This window comes from Acidovorax sp. KPB24-03 (assembly GCF_057546605.1).
This window is the reverse complement of the sequence record NZ_BAAJYR010000041.1, coordinates 1-22,594: the sequence shown is the minus strand read 5'-3', so window position 1 is coordinate 22,594 and position 22,594 is coordinate 1. Positions and strand designations below refer to the sequence as shown.

22 protein-coding genes and 1 tRNA gene are annotated in these 22,594 nt (G+C 66.4%); 7 read left to right on the top strand and 16 right to left on the bottom strand.

The window, feature by feature from the left end:
• The 5 genes from AC27KI_RS07920 to AC27KI_RS07900 all read left to right on the top strand — a co-directional run.
• Positions 1 to 352, top strand: a 352-nt coding sequence (locus AC27KI_RS07920) for a peptide chain release factor-like protein (protein WP_487113327.1), incomplete at its 5' end; no start/stop codon positions are given.
• A gap of 25 nt (positions 353 to 377) precedes the next feature.
• The gene (pepN, locus tag AC27KI_RS07915; RefSeq protein WP_487113329.1) at positions 378 to 3,098 is read left to right on the top strand and encodes an aminopeptidase N; all 2,721 of its coding nucleotides are present in this window, start codon (positions 378 to 380) and stop codon (positions 3,096 to 3,098) included.
• Between the two features lie 31 nt (positions 3,099 to 3,129).
• Positions 3,130 to 4,137: a class 1 fructose-bisphosphatase gene (locus tag AC27KI_RS07910; protein ID WP_272568522.1), complete on the top strand. Its 1,008-nt coding sequence runs from the start codon at positions 3,130 to 3,132 to the stop codon at positions 4,135 to 4,137.
• Between the two features lie 11 nt (positions 4,138 to 4,148).
• Positions 4,149 to 4,224, top strand: a tRNA-Thr gene (locus tag AC27KI_RS07905).
• A gap of 293 nt (positions 4,225 to 4,517) precedes the next feature.
• Positions 4,518 to 5,006, top strand: coding sequence for a hemerythrin domain-containing protein (locus tag AC27KI_RS07900; RefSeq protein ID WP_487113325.1), 489 nt, complete (start codon positions 4,518 to 4,520; stop codon positions 5,004 to 5,006).
• Between the two features lie 136 nt (positions 5,007 to 5,142).
• Here AC27KI_RS07900 and AC27KI_RS07895 read toward each other — a convergent pair whose 3' ends face one another.
• The 16 genes from AC27KI_RS07895 to rpsB all read right to left on the bottom strand — a co-directional run bounded on the left by AC27KI_RS07895 (position 5,143) and on the right by rpsB (position 20,309).
• Positions 5,143 to 5,931, bottom strand: coding sequence for a TrmH family RNA methyltransferase (locus tag AC27KI_RS07895; RefSeq protein ID WP_487113323.1), 789 nt, complete (start codon positions 5,929 to 5,931; stop codon positions 5,143 to 5,145).
• Positions 5,928 to 6,650: a ribonuclease HII gene (gene rnhB / locus AC27KI_RS07890; RefSeq protein ID WP_487113321.1), complete on the bottom strand. Its 723-nt coding sequence runs from the start codon at positions 6,648 to 6,650 to the stop codon at positions 5,928 to 5,930. The genes AC27KI_RS07895 and rnhB overlap by 4 nt, the downstream gene beginning before the upstream one ends.
• Positions 6,622 to 7,791 carry a lipid-A-disaccharide synthase gene (lpxB, locus tag AC27KI_RS07885; RefSeq protein ID WP_487113319.1) on the bottom strand — a complete coding sequence of 390 codons (1,170 nt, stop codon included), beginning with the start codon at positions 7,789 to 7,791 and terminating at the stop codon, positions 6,622 to 6,624. Before lpxB ends, rnhB begins: the two co-directional genes overlap by 29 nt.
• Before the next feature lie 5 nt (positions 7,792 to 7,796).
• Positions 7,797 to 8,588: an acyl-ACP--UDP-N-acetylglucosamine O-acyltransferase gene (gene lpxA, locus AC27KI_RS07880; RefSeq protein ID WP_284411994.1), complete on the bottom strand. Its 792-nt coding sequence runs from the start codon at positions 8,586 to 8,588 to the stop codon at positions 7,797 to 7,799.
• Positions 8,589 to 8,610: 22 nt separating this feature from the next.
• Positions 8,611 to 9,051, bottom strand: a complete 441-nt coding sequence (fabZ, locus tag AC27KI_RS07875; RefSeq protein WP_092744676.1) for a 3-hydroxyacyl-ACP dehydratase FabZ — start codon at positions 9,049 to 9,051, stop codon at positions 8,611 to 8,613.
• Positions 9,052 to 9,064: 13 nt separating this feature from the next.
• The gene (gene lpxD / locus AC27KI_RS07870; RefSeq protein ID WP_487113317.1) at positions 9,065 to 10,045 is read right to left on the bottom strand and encodes a UDP-3-O-(3-hydroxymyristoyl)glucosamine N-acyltransferase; all 981 of its coding nucleotides are present in this window, start codon (positions 10,043 to 10,045) and stop codon (positions 9,065 to 9,067) included.
• A 27-nt stretch (positions 10,046 to 10,072) separates the two neighbouring features.
• A complete protein-coding gene (locus AC27KI_RS07865) occupies positions 10,073 to 10,600 on the bottom strand; it encodes an OmpH/Skp family outer membrane protein (protein ID WP_272568495.1) in 528 nt (175 codons plus the stop codon).
• Complete coding sequence (gene bamA / locus AC27KI_RS07860) at positions 10,600 to 12,897, bottom strand: outer membrane protein assembly factor BamA (RefSeq protein WP_272568493.1); 2,298 nt, start codon at positions 12,895 to 12,897, stop codon at positions 10,600 to 10,602. The genes AC27KI_RS07865 and bamA overlap by 1 nt, the downstream gene beginning before the upstream one ends.
• A gap of 42 nt (positions 12,898 to 12,939) precedes the next feature.
• The gene (gene rseP / locus AC27KI_RS07855; RefSeq protein ID WP_487088442.1) at positions 12,940 to 14,304 is read right to left on the bottom strand and encodes an RIP metalloprotease RseP; all 1,365 of its coding nucleotides are present in this window, start codon (positions 14,302 to 14,304) and stop codon (positions 12,940 to 12,942) included.
• A gap of 27 nt (positions 14,305 to 14,331) precedes the next feature.
• Positions 14,332 to 15,510, bottom strand: coding sequence for a 1-deoxy-D-xylulose-5-phosphate reductoisomerase (gene ispC / locus AC27KI_RS07850; RefSeq protein WP_487088444.1), 1,179 nt, complete (start codon positions 15,508 to 15,510; stop codon positions 14,332 to 14,334).
• Entirely contained in the window at positions 15,507 to 16,361 is an 855-nt protein-coding gene (locus AC27KI_RS07845) for a phosphatidate cytidylyltransferase (protein WP_487113315.1), read from the bottom strand. Before AC27KI_RS07845 ends, ispC begins: the two co-directional genes overlap by 4 nt.
• A 12-nt stretch (positions 16,362 to 16,373) precedes the next feature.
• Positions 16,374 to 17,105: a polyprenyl diphosphate synthase gene (gene uppS, locus AC27KI_RS07840; protein ID WP_284431490.1), complete on the bottom strand. Its 732-nt coding sequence runs from the start codon at positions 17,103 to 17,105 to the stop codon at positions 16,374 to 16,376.
• A 32-nt stretch (positions 17,106 to 17,137) separates the two neighbouring features.
• Positions 17,138 to 17,698 (bottom strand): ribosome recycling factor, encoded by a 561-nt coding sequence (frr, locus tag AC27KI_RS07835; protein WP_272568485.1) that lies wholly within the window; start codon positions 17,696 to 17,698, stop codon positions 17,138 to 17,140.
• A gap of 48 nt (positions 17,699 to 17,746) precedes the next feature.
• On the bottom strand, positions 17,747 to 18,469 hold the full coding sequence (gene pyrH / locus AC27KI_RS07830) for a UMP kinase (RefSeq protein WP_272568484.1): 723 nt from the start codon (positions 18,467 to 18,469) through the stop codon (positions 17,747 to 17,749).
• A gap of 56 nt (positions 18,470 to 18,525) precedes the next feature.
• Positions 18,526 to 19,452, bottom strand: coding sequence for a translation elongation factor Ts (tsf, locus tag AC27KI_RS07825; RefSeq protein ID WP_487113313.1), 927 nt, complete (start codon positions 19,450 to 19,452; stop codon positions 18,526 to 18,528).
• A 104-nt stretch (positions 19,453 to 19,556) separates the two neighbouring features.
• On the bottom strand, positions 19,557 to 20,309 hold the full coding sequence (gene rpsB / locus AC27KI_RS07820) for a 30S ribosomal protein S2 (RefSeq protein ID WP_272568482.1): 753 nt from the start codon (positions 20,307 to 20,309) through the stop codon (positions 19,557 to 19,559).
• Positions 20,310 to 20,619: 310 nt separating this feature from the next.
• On the opposite strand from rpsB, the gene AC27KI_RS07815 reads away from it, so the two are divergent.
• Together AC27KI_RS07815 and AC27KI_RS07810 are read left to right on the top strand one after the other, a co-directional pair.
• Complete coding sequence (locus AC27KI_RS07815; RefSeq protein WP_487113311.1) at positions 20,620 to 21,867, top strand: FAD-dependent oxidoreductase; 1,248 nt, start codon at positions 20,620 to 20,622, stop codon at positions 21,865 to 21,867.
• Positions 21,868 to 21,882: 15 nt separating this feature from the next.
• Positions 21,883 to 22,594, top strand: a 712-nt coding sequence (locus AC27KI_RS07810) for an NAD(P)H-hydrate epimerase (protein ID WP_487113309.1), incomplete at its 3' end; no start/stop codon positions are given.

Genomic DNA, 22,594 nt, shown 5'->3' with positions numbered 1-22,594 from the left:
CGGCGGCCAGCACATCAACAAGACCGATTCGGCCGTGCGTTTGACGCACATTCCAACCGGCATCGTCGTTCAGTGCCAGGATGGCCGCAGCCAGCACAGCAACCGCGACGTGGCATGGCAGCGCCTGCGCTCGCGCCTGTACGACTTCGAGATGCGCAAGCGCCAGGAAGAGCAGCAGAAGCTGGAAGACACCAAGACCGATGTCGGCTGGGGCCACCAGATCCGCAGCTACGTGCTGGACAACAGCCGCATCAAGGACCTGCGCACCAACGTCGAAATCTCCGCCACCCAGAAGGTGCTGGACGGCGATCTCGACGCCTTCATCGAAGCCTCCCTCAAGCAGGGCGTGTAACGCGCCCGGAAAGCCCCAAGCCATGATGAGAGAAGGACACGCCACGGCCATCCACCGTGCCGACTACACCGCCCCCGCGTTCTGGATCGACACGGTGGACCTCACGTTCGACCTGGACCCGGCCAAGACCCGGGTGCTCAACAAGATGCGGCTGCGCCGCAACGCGGACGTGCCCGCGGGCGCGCTGCGGCTCGATGGCGACGAGCTGAACCTGGCGCGCGTGCTGGTCAACGGCGCGGGCACCTCGTTCAAGATGGAAGGCGGCCAGCTGGTGCTGGAGAACCTGCCGGAGGGCCACGAGCCCTTCGACCTGGAGATCTTCACCACCTGCTCTCCGACCAAGAACACGCAGCTGTCGGGCCTGTACGTGAGCCAGGGCACCTTCTTCACCCAGTGCGAGGCCGAGGGCTTTCGGCGCATCACCTACTTCCTGGACCGGCCGGACGTGATGGCCAGCTTCACCGTGCTGTTGCGCGCCGACAAGGCCGCCTACCCGGTGCTGCTGTCCAACGGCAACCTGATCGACCACGGCCCGCTGGACGATGGCCCCAACGGCGCGCGCCATTTCGCCAAGTGGCAGGACCCGCACAAGAAGCCCTGCTACCTGTTCGCGCTGGTGGCCGGCAAGCTCGTGGCGCGCGAGCAGCGCATCCGCTCGCGCTCCGGCGCCGACCACCTGCTGCAGGTGTACGTGCGCCCGGGCGACCTGGAGAAGACCGAGCACGCCATGAACTCCCTCATGGCCAGCGTGGCCTGGGACGAGGCGCGCTTCGGCCTGCCGCTGGATCTGGAGCGCTTCATGATCGTCGCCACCAGCGACTTCAACATGGGCGCGATGGAGAACAAGGGCCTGAACATCTTCAACACGAAGTACGTGCTGGCCAGCCAGGCCACGGCGACCGATGTGGATTTCGGCAACATCGAAAGCGTGGTGGGCCACGAGTACTTCCACAACTGGACCGGCAACCGCGTCACCTGCCGCGACTGGTTCCAGCTGTCGCTCAAGGAAGGCCTCACGGTCTTTCGGGACCAGGAGTTCAGCCAGGACCTGTCGGGCAGCCCCTCGGCCCGCGCCGTCAAGCGCATTGAGGACGTGCGCGTGCTGCGCACCGCGCAGTTCCCGGAAGACGCCGGCCCCATGGCGCACCCGGTGCGGCCCGACAGCTACGTCGAGATCAACAACTTCTACACCGTCACCATCTACGAAAAGGGTGCCGAGGTCGTGCGCATGATGCACACGCTGGTGGGCCGCGAAGGCTTCGCGCGCGGCATGAAGCTGTACTTCGAGCGCCACGACGGACAGGCGGTCACCTGCGACGATTTCGCGCAGGCCATCGCCGATGCCAACCCGGACAGCGACCTGGCCCGCCTGCTGCCGCAGTTCAAGCGCTGGTATTCGCAGGCCGGCACGCCGCGCGTGCAGGCCACGGGTGTGTACGACGCCGCCGCGCGCACCTACACGCTCACGCTGTCGCAAAGCCTCGCGCCCACGCCCGGCCAGCCGCTCAAGGAGCCCGCCGTGATCCCGGTGGCCCTGGGCCTGCTGGGCGCGGACGGCAGCGCACTGCCGCTGCAACTGGAGGGCGAGGCCGCCGCGGGCGGCGCGGACCGCACCGTGGTGCTGACCGAGGCCACCCATGCGTTCACCTTCGTGAACGTGGGCTCCCAGCCCGTGCCGTCGCTGCTGCGCGGGTTCAGCGCCCCGGTGGTGCTGGACATCGACTACAGCGATGCCGAGCTGCTCGCCCTGCTGGCGCACGACACCGACGCCTTCAACCGCTGGGAGGCCGGCCAGCGCCTGGCCCTGCGCATCGCTATTAAAACAATAGCGGACGAGGCAATCAATCCGCCGGCAGGCACACCTATTGAGCAACAGATCGTGCCCGACAGCTTCGTGGAGGCCATGCGCGGCGTGCTGCGCCACCCCGCGCTGGACGCGGCCTTCAAGGAACTGGTGCTCAGCCTGCCCTCCGAGGGCTACATCGCCGAGCACCTGGACGTGGTGGACCCGCAGCGTGTGCACGCCGTGCGCGAAGCAATGCGCGCGCAGCTCGCCGTCGCGCTGCAGCCGGAGTGGGAAGCCATCTGGGCGCAGCACCACGACACGGGCGCCTACCGCCCCGATGCGATCTCGGCCGGCCGCCGCGCGCTGTCGGGCCTGGCGCTGTCCATGCTGTGCCTGGCGGCCCGCACCACGGGCGACAGCGTATGGCCGGGCAAGGCGTACCAGCGCTTCAAGGACGCCAGCAACATGACCGACCGCTTCAACGCCCTCACGGCGCTGGTGTACAGCGGCCATGCCCTGGCCGAGCCGGCGCTCGCGCGCTTTCACGCCCTGTTCAAGGACGAGGCCCTGGTGCTGGACAAATGGTTCTCGCTGCAGGCGGGCGCGCCCGACCGCGGCGGGCAGGTGCTGGCCGCCGTGCAGCAGCTCATGAAACACGCGGACTTCAGCCTCAAGAACCCGAACCGCGCACGTAGCGTGATCTTCAGCTACTGCAGCGCCAACCCCGGGGGCTTTCACCGGCTGGACGGTGCGGGCTACCAGTTCTGGGCCGATCGCGTGCTGGAGCTGGACACGCTCAACCCGCAGGTGGCGGCGCGGCTGGCCCGGGCGCTCGACCGCTGGAAGAAGCTGGCCGATCCCTACCGCGGCGCGGCGCGCGACGCCATCGCCCGCGTGGCGGCCAAGCCCGACCTGTCCAACGATGTGCGCGAGGTGGTCACCCGCGCGCTGGCCGACTGATCACGTCCAAAAAAATTAGGAAACCCCCTCCATGGCAAAAACCATCAGCCTCACCCGCTACCTCGTCGAACAGCAGCGGGTGGACGGCCTCATCCCCTCGCAGCTGCGGCTGCTGCTCGAAGTGGTCGCCCGTGCCTGCAAGAGCATCAGCCACGCCGTGAACAAGGGCGCGCTGGGCGGCGTGCTGGGCACGGCCGCCAGCGAGAACGTGCAGGGCGAGATCCAGAAGAAGCTGGACATCATCGCCAACGAAGTGCTCATCGAAGCCAACGAATGGGGCGGCCACCTCGCCGCCATGGCGTCCGAAGAGATGGACAGCATCTATGTGGTGCCCAACCGCTATCCGCAGGGCGAGTACCTGCTGCTGTTCGATCCGCTCGACGGCTCCTCCAACATCGACGTGAACGTGAGCATCGGCACCATCTTCAGCGTGCTGAAAAAGCCCGAAGGCCACCCCGGCGTCATGACCGAGGACTTCCTGCAGGCCGGCACCCAGCAGGTGGCCGCGGGCTACTGCATCTACGGCCCCCAGACCACGCTGGTGCTGACCGTAGGCGACGGCGTCGCCATGTTCACGCTGGACCGCGAGCAGGGCTCGTTCGTGCTGGTGGAAGAGAACGTGCGCATTCCCGAGGACACCAAGGAATTCGCCATCAACATGAGCAACATGCGCCACTGGGACACCCCGGTCAAGCGCTACATCGACGAATGCCTGGCCGGCACCGAAGGCCCGCGCGGCAAGGACTTCAACATGCGCTGGATCGCCAGCATGGTGGCCGACGTGCACCGCATCCTCACGCGCGGCGGCGTGTTCCTGTACCCCTGGGACAAGCGCGAACCCAACAAGCCCGGCAAGCTGCGCCTGATGTACGAAGCCAATCCCATGAGTTGGCTAGTCGAGCAGGCCGGCGGCGCCGCCACCAACGGCAAGCAGCGCATCCTGGACATCCAGCCCACGCAGTTGCACGAGCGCGTCAGCGTGGTCCTGGGCTCAAAAAATGAAGTGGAACGCGTGACACGCTACCATTCCGATATATAATTCGAGTCTTCGCCGGTGTAGCTCAGTCGGTAGAGCAGCTCATTCGTAATGAGAAGGTCGGGTGTTCGATTCATCTCTCCGGCACCAAATGGAAACCCCTGATTCGCAAGAGTCAGGGGTTTTTCGTTTGGGCCTTGCATTGCGTATGCCGGCGCTGCACAGCATCCCGGCATCGAGCGGCTGAGCGGCGGCGACCAACGTGCGTTGCCAGCACGATCCCCGCAGCCAATCCAATGATCGATGGGGCCCATGGCCCTGCCCCAACGGCCTGTCGGCCGAAGGCGAACCCGCGCAGGCCCGTGGCTTGGCGTCCTACGGCAGGGGGTAGACCACCCGTGCAGCATGGCCTTCCCCACACACACCATCGACAAGGAAATCCCATGACCACCACCCGTGCACCCCGAGACGCCTGCTCCCTGCTCGATGCGGACCATCGCGCCGTCAAGAAAATGTTCAAGGAATACGAATCGCTGATGGAGTCCCGCTCCAAGGCGGCCGCCACCCAGCGGTTCGAACTGGCGCGCCAGATCTGCCGCGAGTTGACCGTGCATGCGCAGATCGAAGAAGAGATCTTCTACCCCGCCCTGCGCGATGCCATCAAGGACACCGACCTCGTCGCCGAAGCCGAAGTGGAGCACGCCAGCGCCAAGGACCTGATCGCGCAGATCGAGGCCGCCAGCGCCGCCGATGAAATGTTCGATGCCAAGGTGACCGTGCTGGGCGAGTACATCGACCACCACGTGAAGGAAGAGCGCAACGAGATCTTTCCGAAGGCACGTGCCGCCCGCAAGCTCGACCTCGTGGCCATGCGCGAAACGCTCGAAGCCCGCAAGGAAGAGCTGATGGCGGGTGAAGAAGCAATGGCCTGACGACCCTGGCGGGTCGCCCTCCCTCAGGGCGGCCGTGCCGCGAAACGCAGGGTCGGCGCTGCGATGCGCTTACCGCCCTCTCTGACCGCCCTGACCAAGGTCTGCCCGCATCGCTGAAAGCCTGCGGGCCGAGCCGTCAGGTGCGGCCCATCTCCGCCGCCGCAGCGCTCGCATGCAGGCAGATCGCGGCCGCCGCACCCACATTCAACGATTCTTCCCCGCCCGGCTGGGCAATGCGGATCAGGCGGCTCGCGCGCTCCTGCAACGCCGGTGACACGCCCTGCCCTTCATGCCCCATGACCCAGCCGCAAGGCCAGGGCAGTTGCGCCCGGTGCAGGAATTCCCCGCCGTGCGAACTGGTCGCCAGCAGGGGCAGGCCGAGCGCATCGATGTCCGTCGCATCGAGCCCCTCCACCAGCCGCAGGCCGAAGTGGGCCCCCATGCCGGCCCGCAGCACCTTGGCGCTCCACAGCGCCGCCGTGCCCTTGATGGCCGCGATCTGTCCGAAACCGAATGCCGATGCACTGCGCAGGATGGACCCCACATTGCCGGCGTCCTGCAGGCGGTCGAGCACCACGGTGGACACGCCGGGCACCAACGCGGCGGCTGCAGGCATCTCCAGCACGAAGCCCATGCGCGCCGGGGATTCGAGGCCGCTCACGTCCGCCCAGAGAGGATCGGCAATCACTATGTTTTTGATAGCAGCATGCCGGTAGCTTTCTTGCGCTTCAGGCCAAAAAGACTCCGCATACACGGCCACCGCCGGCTGCAGCCCCCGGGCCAGCGCCGCACGGCACAGGTGGTCGCCTTCCAGCCAGACCCGGCCCTGCTTGCGGTAAGCGCTGCTGTCCTGCGCCAGGCGCCGCAGGTCCTTGACGAACGCGTTGTCGCGCGACTGAACGAAGGTGACGTTGTCCGAGGTCATGCCGGCTGCCATTCCGCCTGCACCAGGCCCTGCGGCGCTGGCAACGCGTGCCCTCCATCCACGGTAGGCACCGCAGGCAGCGGGAGCACCGCCGCGTTGCCCCGCACGAGGGCCGCGGCCACGGGCGAAAACGAGCGGCGGTGGTGCGGGCAAGCGCCATGCTGCTGCAGCGCCGCCATGTGTTCGGCCGTCCCATATCCCTTGTGGCCGGCAAAGCCATATTGGGGATATTCCAGGTGCAATTGCGCGCACCAGCGGTCGCGCGTGACCTTGGCCAGGATCGACGCCGCAGAAATGGCCTGCACCAGCGCATCGCCCTTGACGATGGCGTCCGCGGGCACTTCCAGCACGGGCAGCCGGTTGCCATCCACCAGCACACGCACGGGCTTCAGGCGCAGCCCCTGCACCGCGCGCTGCATGGCCAGCATGGTCGCCTGCAGGATGTTGATGGTGTCGATCTCTTGCACGCTGGCCTCGGCCACCGCGCAGCACAGGGCCTTGGCGCGGATCTCGTCGTACAGCGCTTCGCGGCGCGCAGCGGTCAAGGTCTTGGAATCGGCCAGACCGGCGATCGGATTCAGATCGTCAAGGATCACGGCGGCGGCCACCACCGGGCCGGCCAGCGGCCCGCGCCCGGCTTCGTCCACCCCGGCCACCAGGCCCGGGGGATGCCACGGCAGGGCCGCCTGCTCAGGCGGCAAGGATTTTCTGGATCGCATCGGCGGCCAATCGGGGGGTGTCGCGGCGCAGGGTTTCGTGCAGTGCGGTAAAGCGCTGCTCCAGCGCCGCCAGCGTGTCGGGAGATTGCGTAGGCGCGTCGAGCCACTGCGTCACGGCCGCGGCCAGCGCCTCGGGGGTGGCGGCGTCCTGGATCAGCTCGGGCACGACGAATTCGCCGCAAAGGATGTTGGGCAGCCCCACCCACGGCTGCAATTGCTTGCGCCGCATGAGGCGCCAGCTGATGGGGTGCATGTGGTAGCCGATGACCATGGGCCGCTTGAACAGGGCCGCCTCCAGGGTGGCCGTGCCGCTGGCGATCAGCGTGCAGTCGCAGGCCGCCAGCACGGCGTGCGACTGGCCTTCGACGACCTGCACGGCCTCGGCCATGCCGCATTCGCGCACCACCTGCTCGATGCGCTCACGCAGCGCCGGCACAGCCGGGATGACCATGCGCAGCGCCGGGCGCGTCTGGCGCAGCAAGGCAGCCGCCCGCAGGAACGGCGTGGCGATGTAGTCCACCTCGGCCGAACGGCTGCCCGGCAGGATGGCCAACACCTCGTCGCCGGGGGCCAACCCAAGCCGGGCACGCGCCGCCTCGCGGTCCGGCTGCATGGGAATCACATTCGCCAGCGGATGGCCGACGTAAGTGGCCGCAATGCCGTGGCGGGCCAAGAGCGCGGGCTCGAACGGGAAGATGCACAGCACGTGGTCGGCGCTGCACTTGATTTTGTCGATGCGTTCGGCACGCCAGGCCCAGATCGAAGGGCACACGAAGTGCACCGTCTTGATGCCGGCCGCACGCAGGTCGGATTCGAGTCCCAGGTTGAAATCGGGCGCATCCACGCCGATGAAGACCTGCGGCGGGTCCGCAAGCAGCCGCCGCCTCAATTGCTTGCGGATCTGCACGATGCCCCAGAGCCGGCGCAGCAGCTCGACGCTGTAGCCGTGCACGGCCAGGCGCTCGCTGGGCCACCAGGCTGTGAAGCCCCGCCGCTGCATCTGCGGCCCGCCGATGCCCTGCCCCACCACGCCAGGCCACTGTGCCTGCAGGCCGTCGAGCAGCAGGCCCGCCAGCAGATCGCCAGAGGTTTCGCCTGCCACCATCGCGATGCGCGGTGCCGGTTGGAGGGAGGGCGCCATCGCGGTCAGCGCGCGATGCCGCGCGAGGAGTTGGCGATGAAATCCAGCAGCAGCGCGATGTCGGGCGCGGCCTCGCCGTGGACCGACGGCAGTTCGGCGATCGCCTGCCGCGCCGCGTCCAGCGTGAGGCCCTGGCGATACAGCAGGCGGTGCGCCTGCTTGATCGCGGCGAGCCGGTCGGCCGAGAACCCGCGCCGGCGCAGGCCTTCGAGGTTCAACCCGCGCACGGACAGCGGGTTGCCGTCCACCATCATGAAGGGGGGCACGTCCTGCGAGATGTGGCTCGCGAACCCGGCCATGACGTGCGCGCCCACCTTGGTGAACTGGTGCACGCCCGTGAGGCCGCCGATGATGGCGTGGTCACCCACGTGCACATGGCCGGCCAGCGTGGCGTTGTTGGCCAGAACGGTGTGGTGGCCGACCACGCAGTCGTGGGCGATGTGCACATAGGCCATCACCCAGTTGTCGTTGCCGATCGTGGTCACGCCCCGGTCCTGCGCCGTGCCGGTGTTGAACGTGCAGAACTCTCGGATCGTGTTGCGGTCGCCGATGCGCAGCTCGGTGGGCTCGCCGGCGTACTTCTTGTCCTGCGGCGCGGCGCCAAGCGAGGCGAACTGGAAGATCCGGTTGTCTTCGCCGATCGTGGTGCGCCCTTCGATGACGCAGTGCGCGCCCACCGAGGTGCGCGCACCGATCGTCACGTGCGGGCCGATCACCGCATAGGGGCCGATGGCCGCGGAGGCGTCGATCCGCGCTGCGGGGTCGACGATGGCTGTGGAGTGGATGCTGCTGGTCACGTGCCGCCCTGCCCTCGCAGCGTCAGCCCACGGTGCGCATGGTGCACATGATCTCGGCCTCGCAGGCCACGCTGTCGCCCACGCGTGCCAGGCCCTTGAACTTGTAGATGCCGCCCTTGATACGGTCCAGATCCACTTCCAGGATGAGCTGGTCGCCCGGCTCCACGGGGCGCTTGAAGCGCGCGCCGTCGATGCCGACGAAATAGAACACCTTGTCGTCGCCGGGCGCCTCGCCCATCATGTCGAACGACAGCAGGCCCGCGGCCTGCGCCAGGGCCTCGAGCATGAGCACGCCGGGCATCACGGGCCGGCTCGGGAAATGCCCCGTGAAGAAAGGCTCGTTGATCGTGACGTTCTTGAGCGCCTGGATGCGCTTGCCCCTTTCGAGTTCGACCACGCGGTCCACCAGCAGAAACGGATAGCGGTGCGGCAAGAGCTTGAGAATTTGGTGGATATCCATCATTGGAAGATGCGGTCTAACCGTCTTTTCGAGTTTGTTCGAGGGCCTTGATCCGTTCGCGCAGGCTGTGAAGCTGCTTGAGCGTGGCCGCGTTTTTTTCCCACTTCGCATTTTCGTCGATGGGGAACATGCCGGTGTATTGACCCGGCCGGGTCAGCGATCGCGTGACCACCGTGGCCGCCGACACGTGCACGTGGTCGGCCAATTCGAGATGCCCCAGCACGATGCCTCCGCCCCCCACCGTGCAATGCGCGCCGATGGTCGCGCTGCCCGCCACCCCCACGCACCCCGCCATGGCGGAATGCCGGCCGATGCGCACGTTGTGGCCAATCTGGATGAGGTTGTCGAGCTTCACGCCATCTTCGATGACCGTGTTTTCCAGTGCGCCGCGGTCGATGCAGGTGTTGGCGCCGATCTCGACGTCGTTGCCGATGTGCACGGCCCCCAGCTGCTCGATCTTCACCCATTCGCCGCCCTGCGGCGCGAAGCCGAAGCCGTCGGCCCCGATCACCACGCCGGCATGCACGATGCAGCGTTCGCCGATGTGGCAGTCTTCGCCCACCGTCACGCGCGACTTGAGCACCGTGCCTGCACCCACGCGCGCACCGCGCTCCACCACGCACAGCGGGCCGATGAAGGCCGTGGGATGCACCGTGGCGTCCGGGTCCACCACCGCGCTGGGATGGATGCCCTGCGGCACGGCCACGGCGTGCACGCGCTTCCACAGTTGCGTGGCACGCGCGAAATACACGTATGGCTCGTCCGCGACGATGCACGGCCCCCGGGCCAGCCCGGCCTCGCGCATCGATGGCGCCACAATGACACAGGCCGCCCGGGAGGCGGCCAGTTGCTGCTGGTAGCGCGGATGGCTTAAAAAAGCCAGGTCACCGGGACCTGCAGACTCCAGGGGAGCGATGCGGCGGATTTCTCCGTCCCTCTCGCCCCCCTCCAGCGTGCCGCCCAGCGCATCGACGATCTGCCCCAGAGAGAGGCTCACGCCGCGCGCCCCGTCAGCCGACGGCCATCACTTGGCGGGCGTGGCAGCAGCGGCATTCAGTGCCTTGATCACTTTGTCGGTGATGTCGTGCTTGGGGTTGATGTAGACGGCTTCCTGAAGGATCACGTCGTACTTCTCGGCCTCGGCGACTTGCTTGACGACCTTGTTGGCGCGCTCGAGCACCTGGCCCAGCTCTTCGTTCTTGCGGGCGCCCAGGTCTTCCTGGAACTCGCGGCGCTTGCGCTGGAAGTCGCGGTCTTGGTCGACCAGCTGGCGCTGGCGAGCCGTGCGCTGGCTTTCGGCCATCGTGGGCGCTTCGCGCTCGAACTTCTCGGTGGCGGACTTCAGGCTGTTGCCCTGCTCCACGAGGTCCTTCTCGCGACGGGAGAACTCCTGCTCCAGCTTGGCCTGAGCCGCCTTGGCGGTGCTGGCCTCGCGGAAGATGCGGTCGGTGTTGACGAAGCCGGCCTTGAACTCCTGCGCCTGTGCAGGCACGGCTGCACCGAGCGTGCCCAGCAAGAGAACGAGGGGAATATGGCGGGAGAGAGATTTCATTAGAAAGACGTTCCGATCTGGAATTGCAGTTTCTGGATTCTATCGCCGGCGAACTTGCGCACCGGTTGCGCAAAAGCGAGGCGAAGCGGACCGAGCGGAGAAATCCAGCTCAGGCCCAGGCCGGCAGAGACACGCATGTCGCTGAGGGTGACCTTTTCATCTTCGCCATACACGTTGCCCGCATCCACGAAAGTGAACACGCGCAGCGTGCGGTCGTTGCCCGCACCTGGGAACGGTGCGATCAACTCGGCATTGAGCGTGACCTTCTTCGGTCCGCCCAGCGACGCACCCGTCACGTCGCGTGGACCCAGCGTGCCTTGGTCGAAACCGCGCACGGAGCCCAGGCCGCCCGAGTAGTAGTTCTTGAATACCGGGAACGGCCGACCGTTCATGCCCTTGCCCCAGCCGAACTCGCTGTTGAAGGCCATGGTGAACTTCTTGTTCAGCGGCACATACTGCTGGAACTGGTAATTGCCGCGGACATAGCGCGCATCGCCGGCCACCGACCATTCGGTGTTCAGGCGCTGGTAGCGGCCCGAATTGGGTGCCAAGGCGCTGTCGCGGTCATCGCGCGACCAGCCGATCGTGAGCGGAATCGCGGTGCTGCTGGAGCCGTAGGTCGTGGCATACGACAGGTACGCGGCGGGAATGTTGGTGCCCAGCTTGATCCGCGTCTGTTCGAGGCCGCCCCCGAAGAACACGGTATCGGTTTCGCTGAAGGGGATGCCGAAACGCACGCTGGTACCAGCGGTGATCAGCTCGTAGTTGCCGCCCTGGTCCTCGTACGGCTTGTCGGTGCGGTAGTAAAGATCGAGCGTGCGCGAGATGCCGTCTCTCGTGAAGTACGGGTTGGTGGTGCTGAACACCAGCGTGCGGCGGTACTTGCTGGTGTTGACGTCCACCCCGAGGTAGTTGCCCGAACCGAACACGTTCTCCTGCTTGATGCTGAACGACAGCGAGACCTTTTCCGCACTCGAGAAGCCCGCGCCCAGCTGCAGCGATCCGGTGGGCTTTTCGGCCACGTTCACCACCAGGTCCACCTGGTCGGCCGAGCCCGGCACTTCCTGCGTTTCCACATTGACTTCGGTGAAGAAGCCCAGGCGGTCTACGCGGTCACGGGACAGCTTGATCTTGTCGCCGTCGTACCAGGAGGCTTCGTACTGGCGGAACTCGCGGCGGATCACTTCGTCGCGCGTGCGGTTGTTGCCGCTCACGTTGATGCGGCGCACGTAGGCACGGCGGGCCGGCTCGGCGCGCAGCACCAGGGCCACGCGGTTGTTCTCGCGGTCCACTTCGGGCACCGCTTCGACACGCGCGAACGCGAAGCCGAAATTGCCGAAGTAGTCGGTGAATGCCTTGGTGGTTTCGGCCACCTTGTCGGCGTTGTAGGGCTCGCCGGGCTGGATGGTGATCAGCGACTTGAACTCGTCGTCGCGGTCCAGGTAATTGCCTTCGATCTTCACGCCGGAGACCACGTAGCGCTGGCCTTCGGTTACGTTGACGGTGATCGTGATGTCCTGCTTGTCCGGGGAGATGGCCACCTGCGTGGAGTCGATGCGAAACTCGAGGTAGCCGCGCGCCAGATAGTAGGAACGCAGGGTTTCCAGATCGGCGTTCAGCTTGGTGCGGGAATAGCGGTCCGACTTGGTGTACCAGCTGAGCCAGCCGCCCGTGTCCTGGTCGAACAGCCCTTTGAGCGTCGATTCGCTGAAGGCCTTGTTGCCCACCAGGTGGATTTCCTTGATGCGCGCGGGCTCGCCTTCGGTCACGGTGAACGTGAGGTTGACGCGGTTGCGCTCGATGGGGGTGACCGTGGTCACGACCTCGGCGCCGTACAGGCTCTTGTTGATGTACTGGCGCTTGAGCTCCTGCTCCGCGCGGTCGGCCAGCGCCTTGTCGAAAGGCCGGCCTTCGGTCAGGCCCACATCGCGCATGGCTTTCTTGAGCGTGTCCTTGTCGAATTCGCGGGCACCGGCGAAGTCCACGTCGGCGATGGTGGGACGCTCTTCCACGACCACCACGAGCACGTTGCCGCTGGCCTCCAGGCGCACGTCCTTGAACAGGCCCAGCGCGAACAGCGCACGGATCGCCGCAGCGCCCTTCTCGTCGTTGTAGTCGTCACCCACCCGCAGCGGCATCGATGCGAAGATCGTGCCCGGCTCGACGCGCTGCAAACCCTCCACCCGGATATCCTGCACCTTGAACGGCTCCAGGGCCCATGCCGCATTGGCAGCAAAAACCATGGCGGCCACGGCACAAGCCTTGCGCACGCCCAAGCGATTGAATTGTTTTTTCATGAGTGAACTGGTACCGCGCGGTGAACGCGCGCGGCAAAAAGGTTAGCCAAAAAGCCGGGTGATATCGTTGAACAGGGCGATGGACATCATCAGGAGAAGCACCGCCACGCCGCCGCGCTGCAATCGCTCCATCCAGGCGTCGGACACGCCCTTGCCGGTCACGCCTTCCCAAAGATAATACATCAGGTGCCCACCGTCCAAAACCGGCAGCGGAAGCAGGTTCAGCACACCCAGACTCACGCTGATGAGGGCCAGAAACACCAGGTACTGCGTGAGCCCCATGCTGGCCGAACGGCCCGCGTAATCGGCGATGGTGAGCGGGCCGCTGAGGTTCTTGAGCGAGGCTTCGCCGATCACCATGCGCCCCATCATGCGCAGGGTCAGGGCCGACACCTCCCAGGTGCGCACCACTCCGTTCCACAATCCTTCGAGCGGCCCGTGCCGCACGGTCACGAACTCTGGCTGAGCGCCCACGAACGCTCCCACGCGTCCGACCGGGCCGGAAGGCTCGCTGTGCAAGTCCGGCAGCACATCCAGCGTCAAGGTCTGGCCGCCGCGTTCGATGCGCCACGGCTGGGATACGACCACCCCGCCACTGACCGATGCACGGATGAGCTCCCGCAACTGCTGGCCATCCACCACATTCGTCGCACCGAGCCTGACGACCAAATCCCCCTGCCGCAATCCAGCGCGTTGCGCCGCCCCTCCCTGGACCACCTCGCCGAGCACGGGCCGCGTCCACGGACCCACGATGCCGATCTTGCGAAAGAGCTGCGCATCCGCCTCCCGCGCATCGAATTGCGCGAGTTCCAGCACCATCTGGCGCTGCGGCGCCCCGGGCGACGGCTGCACCTGCAGGCGGACGTCGGTGCCGTCGAGCGCACCGCGGGTCAGGAGCCAGCGCAGGTCCTCGAAGGATCGCACCGGCTCGGATTCTTCGTTGCCGAGAGCCGCTTCCAGCACGAGCTCGCCGCCTTGCAGGCCGGCTTTCTGGGCCACGGACCCGGGCACGGGGCTGGCGAGAACCGCCTTCGGCTCCTCCACGCCCATCCAGTTCACTGCGGCGTACAGCAGCACGGCGAGCAGCAGATTGGCCGCCGGACCCGCCGCCACGATCGCAGCGCGGGATCGCAACGGCTTGGCATTGAACGACAGGTGGCGCTCATGGGCATCGACGGGAGCCTCGCGCTCGTCCAGCATGCGCACATACCCGCCCAGGGGAAACGCGCCGATGACGAATTCCGTGGGTGATCCCTTGGGCTGCCAGCGCAGCAGGGGCTTGCCGAAACCCACCGAAAAACGAAGCACCTTCACGCCGCAGGCGACCGCTACGCGGTAGTGGCCGTATTCATGGACGGCGATGAGCACGCCCAGCGCGACGATGAAGGCAATGACGGTCAGCAACATGGTGTCTTTCTGCCCGGAGGCGATGGCTCAGGCGGCCAGCCGCTGCGCACTGCGCAGAGCGACGGACCGTGCTTCGGCATCCAGCGCCAGCAGGGCCCCGAGCGATTCGGGGTTGGAGGGTGTCACCGCCTCCAGAGTTGCAAGGTTCAGCCGATGAATCTGATCGAAACGGATGCGGCGCTCCAGGAACGAGGCCACGGCCACCTCGTTGGCGGCATTGAGCACCGCCGTGGTGCCGCTTTGCGCGCGCAGCGCCTGCCAGGACAGGTGCAGCCCCGGGAAGCGGGTGGCATCGGCCTCCTCGAAGGTGAGCGCGGACAGGGTGGAAAAATCCAGCCGCGGCGTTCCGCTCTCGATGCGCTCCGGCCAGGCCAGCCCGCAGGCGATCGGAACGCGCATGTCCGGCGTTCCCAGTTGCGCCAGCACCGATGCATCCACGAACTGGACCATGGAATGGATGATCTGCTGCGGATGGATCACCACCTTGATCTGCTCCGGCGCCAGATCGAAGAGCCAGCGCGCCTCGATGACCTCCAGGGCCTTGTTCATCATGGTGGCCGAATCGACCGAGATCTTTCGCCCCATCGAGAAATTGGGATGGGCGCAGGCCTGCTCCGGCGTGACATCGCGCAGCGTGGCCGGCGCCCGGGTGCGAAATGGCCCGCCGGATGCGGTGAGCAGAATGTGGTCCACGCGGCGGGCCCAGGTCTGCGGGTCTTCGGGCAGGCATTGGAAGATCGCCGAATGCTCGCTGTCGATCGGCAGCAGCATGGCCCCGCCCTCCCGGACGGCGGACATGAAGACCTCACCGCCCACCACCAGCGCCTCCTTGTTGGCGAGCAGCAGGCGCTTGCCGGCCCGTGCCGCCGCAAGGCAGGGGCCCAGGCCCGCAGCGCCGACGATGGCGGCCATCACCACGTCCACCTCTTCGTGGGAGGCAATGGTGTCCAGCGCGTCCGGGCTCTGCAAGACCCGCGTTGCCAGACCATGCGCCGCGAGCCGCTCCTCCAGCAGGCGCGCATGCGGCGCGCTGGCCATCACGGCGAAGCGGGGCTGGAAACGGACACATTGCGCCAGCAGGGCGTCGACCTGCGTGGCAGCGCTCAGGGCGAACACCTCGTAGCGCTCGGGATGGCGTGCCACCACATCCAGGGTGTTGGTACCGATGGACCCCGTGGATCCCAGGACCGTGATGCGTTGTTTCATGCGGAAGCGAAGTGGGTCAACATCATGGCCAGCGGCAAGGTGGGCAACAGCGCATCCACGCGATCGAGCACGCCGCCGTGGCCCGGCAACAAACCGCTGCTGTCCTTGGCGCCGATGCTGCGCTTGACGAGGGACTCGGTCAGGTCGCCCACCACGCTCATGGCCGCCATGAACACGGCACCCAGCAACAGCAGCCACCAGCCGCGCGCGAACAGGTGGGTATAGAAACTCGCGACCGATGCACTGGCGGACGCGTCGGCGACCACCCAGGCCACCGCCAGAACCACCACACCGGCCATGCCGCCCCACACGCCTTCCCAGCTCTTGCCGGGGCTGATCGAGGGGGCCAGCTTGTTCTTGGTGAAGCGCAGGCCGAAGGCCCGGCCTGCGAAATACGCAAAGATGTCTGCCGCCCAGACAAGAACCAGGATCGACATCAGAAAATTGATGCCCGCCATGCGCGCCTGCACCGCGGCCAGCCACGCCAGCCACAGCACGAATACGCCGCCGACCAGCCGCACGGCCTTGGGAACCTGGGGCCAGCCCTGGACACCCGCGCGCAGCATCCAGGCGCCGACAAGCACCCAAGCGGCGCCACCCAGGGTCCACAGCCAGGCCAGCGGTTGCTGCAGCCAGCCCATTGACCAGCTCGCCGCGCAAAGCGCGACGCAAGCGGCCCCCACCCCCACGGCCGCGCCAGAGCCCAGCCCTTGAAGCCGACCCCACTCCCAGGCACCCGCGGCCATCAAGACCAGGATGACCGTGGCAAAGGGCCACGGAGACGGGTAAAAAAGCGCAGGCAGCAAAATGGCCAGCAGGACGATGGCAGTGATGACGCGCTGTCGAAGCATGGAAAAGCCCTTTCAGACCTGCAGCGAGGCAGGTGACGACGCCAATATTTGCTCGGATGTCTTGCCGAAACGGCGCTCTCGGGCATTGAAGGCGGCAATGGCCTCATCCAGGGCCTTGCCGTCGAAGTCCGGCCAAAGCCGGTCACTGAAGTAGAACTCGGAATAGGCAGACTGCCACAGCAGGAAATTGCTGATGCGCATTTCTCCACCCGTGCGGATCACCAGGTCCGGATCCGGCACGTGCGCCAGGCCCATGGCCGCATGCAGGCTGGCCTCGGTGATGGGCTCGCCCCGCGCCGCGACGGCCGCAGCGGCCTGCGCGATGTCCCAACGGCCGCCGTAGTTGAAGCAGACGTTCAGGACCAGGCGGGTATTGTGCGCGGTGTCCAGCTCGGCCTGGCGCAGGCCCGCCCGCACCTTCTCCGACAGCCCGGCTTTCTCGCCCACGAAATGCAGGCGCACTCCGTCTTTTTGCAGTTGGGGGACTTCCCGGGACAGCGCCTTGGCCAGCAAGTCCATGAGTCCCGAGACCTCATCGGCAGGCCGGTTCCAGTTCTCCGAAGAGAAAGCGAACACCGTCAGAACGGCCACGCCCCGCTCCACGCAGGCCTGCGCGCAGCGTTTGAGAGACTCCACGCCCTGCTTGTGCCCCGCCAGCCGCGGCAGGAAACGGCGCGTGGCCCAGCGGCCATTGCCATCCATGACGATGGCAACGTGGTGCGGAATGACCGAAGAGGCGGACATGCAGGGCAACGATCGATTCCCGGAACCGGGGATCAGACCGCCATGATTTCCTGTTCCTTGCCGGACACCAGCGCATCGACTTCGGCGATGTGCTTGTCGGTGACCTTCTGGATCTCGGTTTCCGAACGCTTCTGGTCGTCTTCGGAGGCCAGCTTGTCCTTGACCAGCTTCTTGACGGCTTCGTTGGCGTCACGGCGCAGATTGCGCACGGCGATCTTGGCGCTCTCGCCTTCGTTGCGCGCGAGCTTGGTCATTTCCTTGCGGCGCTCTTCGCTCATGGGAGGCATGGGCACGCGGATCAGGTCGCCCATGGAAGCGGGGTTCAGGCCCAGATCGCTTTCGCGGATGGCTTTCTCGATCTTGGCACCCATGCCTTTTTCCCAGGGCTGGACGCTGATGGTGCGCGAGTCGATCAGGGCCACGTTCGCCACTTGCGACAACGGCACGAACGAGCCGTAGTACTCGACCTGCACGGAATCGAGCAGCGCCGGATTGGCGCGGCCGGTGCGGATCTTGGACAGATTGTTCTTGAACGCCACGATGGATTGGTCCATCTTGGTTTCTGCATTCTTCTTGATATCGGCAATGGTCATGTTTTTCTCCTCAGCATGAAGCCAGGCGCGCCGGAGCGCGCCCAACGCTCAAGCGTACACCAGCGTGCCTTCGTCCTCACCCATGACCACGCGCTTGAGCGCGCCGTGCTTGATGATGGAAAACACGCGGATCGGCAACTTCTGGTCACGGCACAGGGCAAACGCCGTCGCATCCAGAATTCCCAGATTGCGCGACATGGCCTCGTCGAACGTGAGCTTGGTGTAGCGGGTCGCCGTTGGGTCCTTCTTGGGATCAGCGGTGTACACACCGTCCACCTTGGTCGCCTTCAAAACCACCTCGGCACCGATTTCGGCACCCCGCAGCGCTGCCGCGGTGTCGGTGGTGAAGAAGGGATTGCCAGTACCGGCGGCGAACACCACCACCTTGCCCTCTTCCAGGTATTGCAGGGCCTTGGGGCGCACGTAGGGCTCGACGACCTGCTCGATGGCGATCGCCGACATCACACGCGCAGTCAGTCCCTGCTTGTCCATGGCGTCGGCCAGTGCCAGCGCGTTCATGACCGTGGCCAGCATGCCCATGTAATCAGCGGTGGCGCGGTCCATGCCGACCGAGCCGCCGGCCACGCCGCGGAAGATGTTTCCACCACCGATCACCACGGCCACCTGCACACCCATGCGGGTGACCTCAGCGATCTCCTCCACCATCCGGACGATGGTGGCACGGTTGATGCCGAAGGCATCGTCCCCCATGAGCGCCTCGCCAGACAACTTGAGCAAAATGCGCTTGTGGGCTGGTGCAGCGATGGACATGGGGACTTCTCCGTGGGGCAATGGAATGGCGGGTGAGGTGGCGATGGGGTCTGCGATCAAGCGGCAGACTTGGCGGCTGCCACCTGGGCGGCCACTTCGGCAGCGAAGTCGTCCACCTTCTTCTCGATGCCTTCGCCGACCACGTACAGGGTGAACGCCTTGACCGTGGTGTTGGCGCCCTTGAGCATCTGGCCCACGGACTGCTTGCCGTCGGCGGCCTTCACGAAGACCTGGTCGAACAGGGACACTTCCTTGAGGTACTTCTGCACGCCGCCTTCAATGCGCTTGCTGACGATTTCGTCGGACTGCACGGCCTTGCCCTCGGCTTCCGCCTTGGCCTTGTCTTCCGCGGCCTTGGCAGCGGCAACCGAGCGTTCCTTCTCGATCAGGTCGGCAGGCACCTCGGCGCTGGTCAGCGCGACGGGCTTCATGGCAGCGATGTGCATGGCCACGTCCTTGGCAGCGGTTTCGTCGCCTTCGAACTCGACCACCACGCCGATGCGGGTGCCGTGCAGGTAGGAGGCCAGCTTGTTGCCGGAGAAGTGCTTGAAGCGGCGGAACGACATGTTCTCGCCGATCTTGCCGATCAGGCCCTTGCGCACTTCTTCCAGGGTGGGGCCAAAGCCGTCCTGGCTGTATGGCAGGGCACCCAGGGCTTCCACGTTGGCGGGATTGTGCTTGGCCACCAGTTCGGCAGCGGCCTTGGCCAGCGCGAGGAAGCTGTCGTTCTTGCTCACGAAGTCGGTTTCGCTGTTCACTTCGATCAGCCCGCCGGTCGTGCCGTCAATGTAGCTGGCGACCACGCCTTCCGCGGTGATGCGGGCAGCGGCCTTGCCGGCCTTGGTTCCCAGCTTCACGCGCAGCAGCTCTTCCGCCTTGGCCAGGTCGCCTTCGGCTTCCGTCAGGGCCTTCTTGCATTCCATCATGGGGGCATCGGTCTTTGCGCGCAGTTCGGCGACCATGCTTGCGGTAATTGCAGCCATCTTTTTCTCCAGTCTCAGTTCAGTTCGTTACAGCATTCGGGCTAAAAAAAAGGGGGCTAACCAGGAGCCCCGCTTTCATTCGCGACAGGTCGCGCGGCCGGGAATCAGGCAGCGGTTTCTTCCACTTCCACGAATTCGTCAGAGCCTTCGGCAGCCACGGCCTTGACCACGTCGTTCACGGCATTGGCACGGCCTTCGATGATCGCGTCGGCGATACCGCGGGCATACAGGGCCACGGCCTTGGCCGAGTCGTCGTTGCCGGGGATCACATAGTCGATGCCTTCGGGGGAGTGGTTGGAGTCCACCACGCCGATCAGCGGAATGCCCAGCTTCTTGGCTTCAGCCACGGCGATCTTGTGGAAGCCCACGTCGATGATGAAAATGGCATCGGGCAGTGCATTCATTTCCTGGATGCCGCCGATGTCCTTTTCCAGCTTTTCCATTTCGCGGGTGAAGGTGAGCTGTTCCTTCTTGCTCATGGCGTCCAGGCCGCCTTCTTGCTGGGCCTTCATGTCCTTCAGGCGCTTGATGGAGGTCTTGACCGTCTTGAAGTTGGTCAGCATGCCGCCCAGCCAGCGCTGGTCGACATAGGGCACACCGGCGCGCTGCGCTTCGGTGGCGAGGATTTCGCGGGCCTGGCGCTTCGTGCCGACCATCAGGATGGTGCCGCGGTTGGCGGTGAGCTGCTTGGCGAACTTTTGGGCGTCCTGGAAGAGCGGGAGCGACTTTTCCAGGTTGATGATGTGGATCTTGTTGCGATGGCCGAAGATGTACGGGGCCATCTTGGGGTTCCAGAAACGGGTTTGGTGACCGAAGTGGACACCGGCTTCCAGCATTTCGCGCATGGTGACGGACATGAGAATTTCTCCGAAGGTTGGGTCTAAAATCCAGCCCCAATAACTGCCGGCTTGCAAGAAGAAGGCAGCACCTTGAAAGGGCTGGTTTGCGATTTGTCTTGCCAGGTTGTCGGCCACGCACTGCGCAGCCACCAGCAAAACCCAAAGATTCTAGCATGGCAGATTGACCGAGCCCAAACGGACCCTTGCGCCATCGGCGCGGCCGGCGCCGGCAGGGCCCGCCTGGAAACAGGCCCTTGGAAAACACAAAAACAGTAGCAGCCAGCGCAGTGTCCATTAGCGCCGGTGCCTGAAAGAACTCAGAAACCAAATGCACATCGCCATCGTGGGCGCCGGGATCGTCGGCGTCACCACTGCTTACGAACTGACGTGCGACGGCCACGAGGTTTCGGTTTTCGAACAACGCAGCGCCGCGGCGGAGGAATCGAGCTTCGCCAATGCCGGCCTGTCGTCACCTGCCCTTCTCATTCCCCTGGCGGCCCCCGGCATCGGTGGCCCGCAAAGCACCCGGCTGTGGGGACGCCATGCGGCGGTGCGGCTCGCGAAAGGGGTAACGGCTTCCGAGCTGCGATGGCTCTGGCGTTGGCGCAAGGCTGGCCGCTCGCCGGCCCTTCCGATGGCCCTTTCCGCACTGGAGCAACTGGGCCGTTACAGCCAGGCGCGCATGCGGTGGGTGTCGGAGCAGCTGCAGGTGGACGCGGAAACCGGCCGCGGCGCGCTGGTCCTGCTGCGCATAGTCGAAGACCTGGCGCACGTGCAGCCGGCCCTGCAACTGCTGCGGGACGCGGGCATGGTCATCCACGACGTGGATGCCGAGACCGCCCGCCAGATCGAGCCAGGCCTGTCCCCCGACACCCCCCTGATCGGCGCCCTGCACATTCCCGATGGCGAGTCCGGCAACTGCCGCCTCTTCGCCCAGATGCTGCGCTATGCCGCGCAGGAGCGCGGGGCGCAGTTCCATTTCAATGCCCAGGTCACCGGGCTGGATGCGGCGCCCGCGGGTCTCCGGATCGCCGGCGAGACGCTGCCCCGCCGGTTCGATGCCGTCGTCGTCTGCGCTGGCGTGGCGGCGGCGGCGCTGTTGCGCCCCTTGGGTGCCGAGCTGCCGATGGCTGCGCTCCACGGCTACTCGATCAGCGCCCCCGTGCGCGAAGACTCCCATGCCCCGCAAGGATCGGTCGTGGACCCGCTCCACCGGGTGACGATCACGCGCCAGGGCCAACGTGTGCGCATCGCGGGTGGCACAGAACTCGGCCGGGGCGATGGCGCGCACCATGCGCCCACGCTGCAAACGCTCTACCAAGCCATCTCCGGCTGGTTTCCCGGCGGGGTGCAGGTTTCGTCGGGCCAGGTGCAGGTGTGGCGCGGCGCCCGCCCCACCCTGCCGGACGGTGCCCCGGTCGTGGGTCCGAGCGGCCTGCCGGGGGTGTGGGTCAACGCCGGCCACGGCGGCTGCGGCTATGCGCTCGCCAGTGGCAGCGCGCGGGCCCTGGCCGACCTGATGGCCCAACGCGCGCCCGAGGTGGATCTGCAGCACTTCGCGCTGCGCCGCTTCTGAGCCGGACCCGACGCCATGCGCTCCGAGCCGCCCGCAGCAACAGCGCCGCAGCCCGCCCTTCGCCGGATCACGGCCGATCAGCCCCATCCCCTGTTCGATACACAGGCCACACGCCGGATCGAACAGGCCCTGGCATCGCGATGCCCCCCGCACACACTGATGCAGCGGGCCGGTTGGGCGGTGGCCCGGCTGGCCCAGGCCATCGCCCCGCACGCGCGCAACGCATGGGTGGTCTGCGGTGCGGGCAACAACGGCGGGGACGGCCTGGAAGCGGCGTTCCACCTGCACCGGGCGGGGCGCATCGCCACGGTGACCTGGCTGGGCCGGCCGGACACGGTGCCCCCCGATGCGCTCGCGTCCTATCGGCGTGCCGCGGCCGCGGGTGTCGTTTTTTCCGATGGCCCGCCGCCGGGCATGGGGCCCGATGACGTGTGCGTGGACGCGCTGCTGGGCATCGGCCTGGCGGGCAGCGGCAAATCCCGCGCGGCTGACCCACGCATGCAGCACCTGCTGGCCCAACTGCATGCCACACCGGCGCCGGTGCTGTGCGTCGATACGCCCTCCGGCCTGTCGGGCGACACGGGCCAGTTCTCGGCCGGACTGGCGCCGCCGCCGGGCGCCGCGGCGTCTGCGCGGCACACCCTGGCGTTGCTCACCTTGAAGCCCGGGCTGTTCACCGGGAACGGGCGCGACGCGGCCGGACAGGTCTGGTTCGACGACCTGGGCC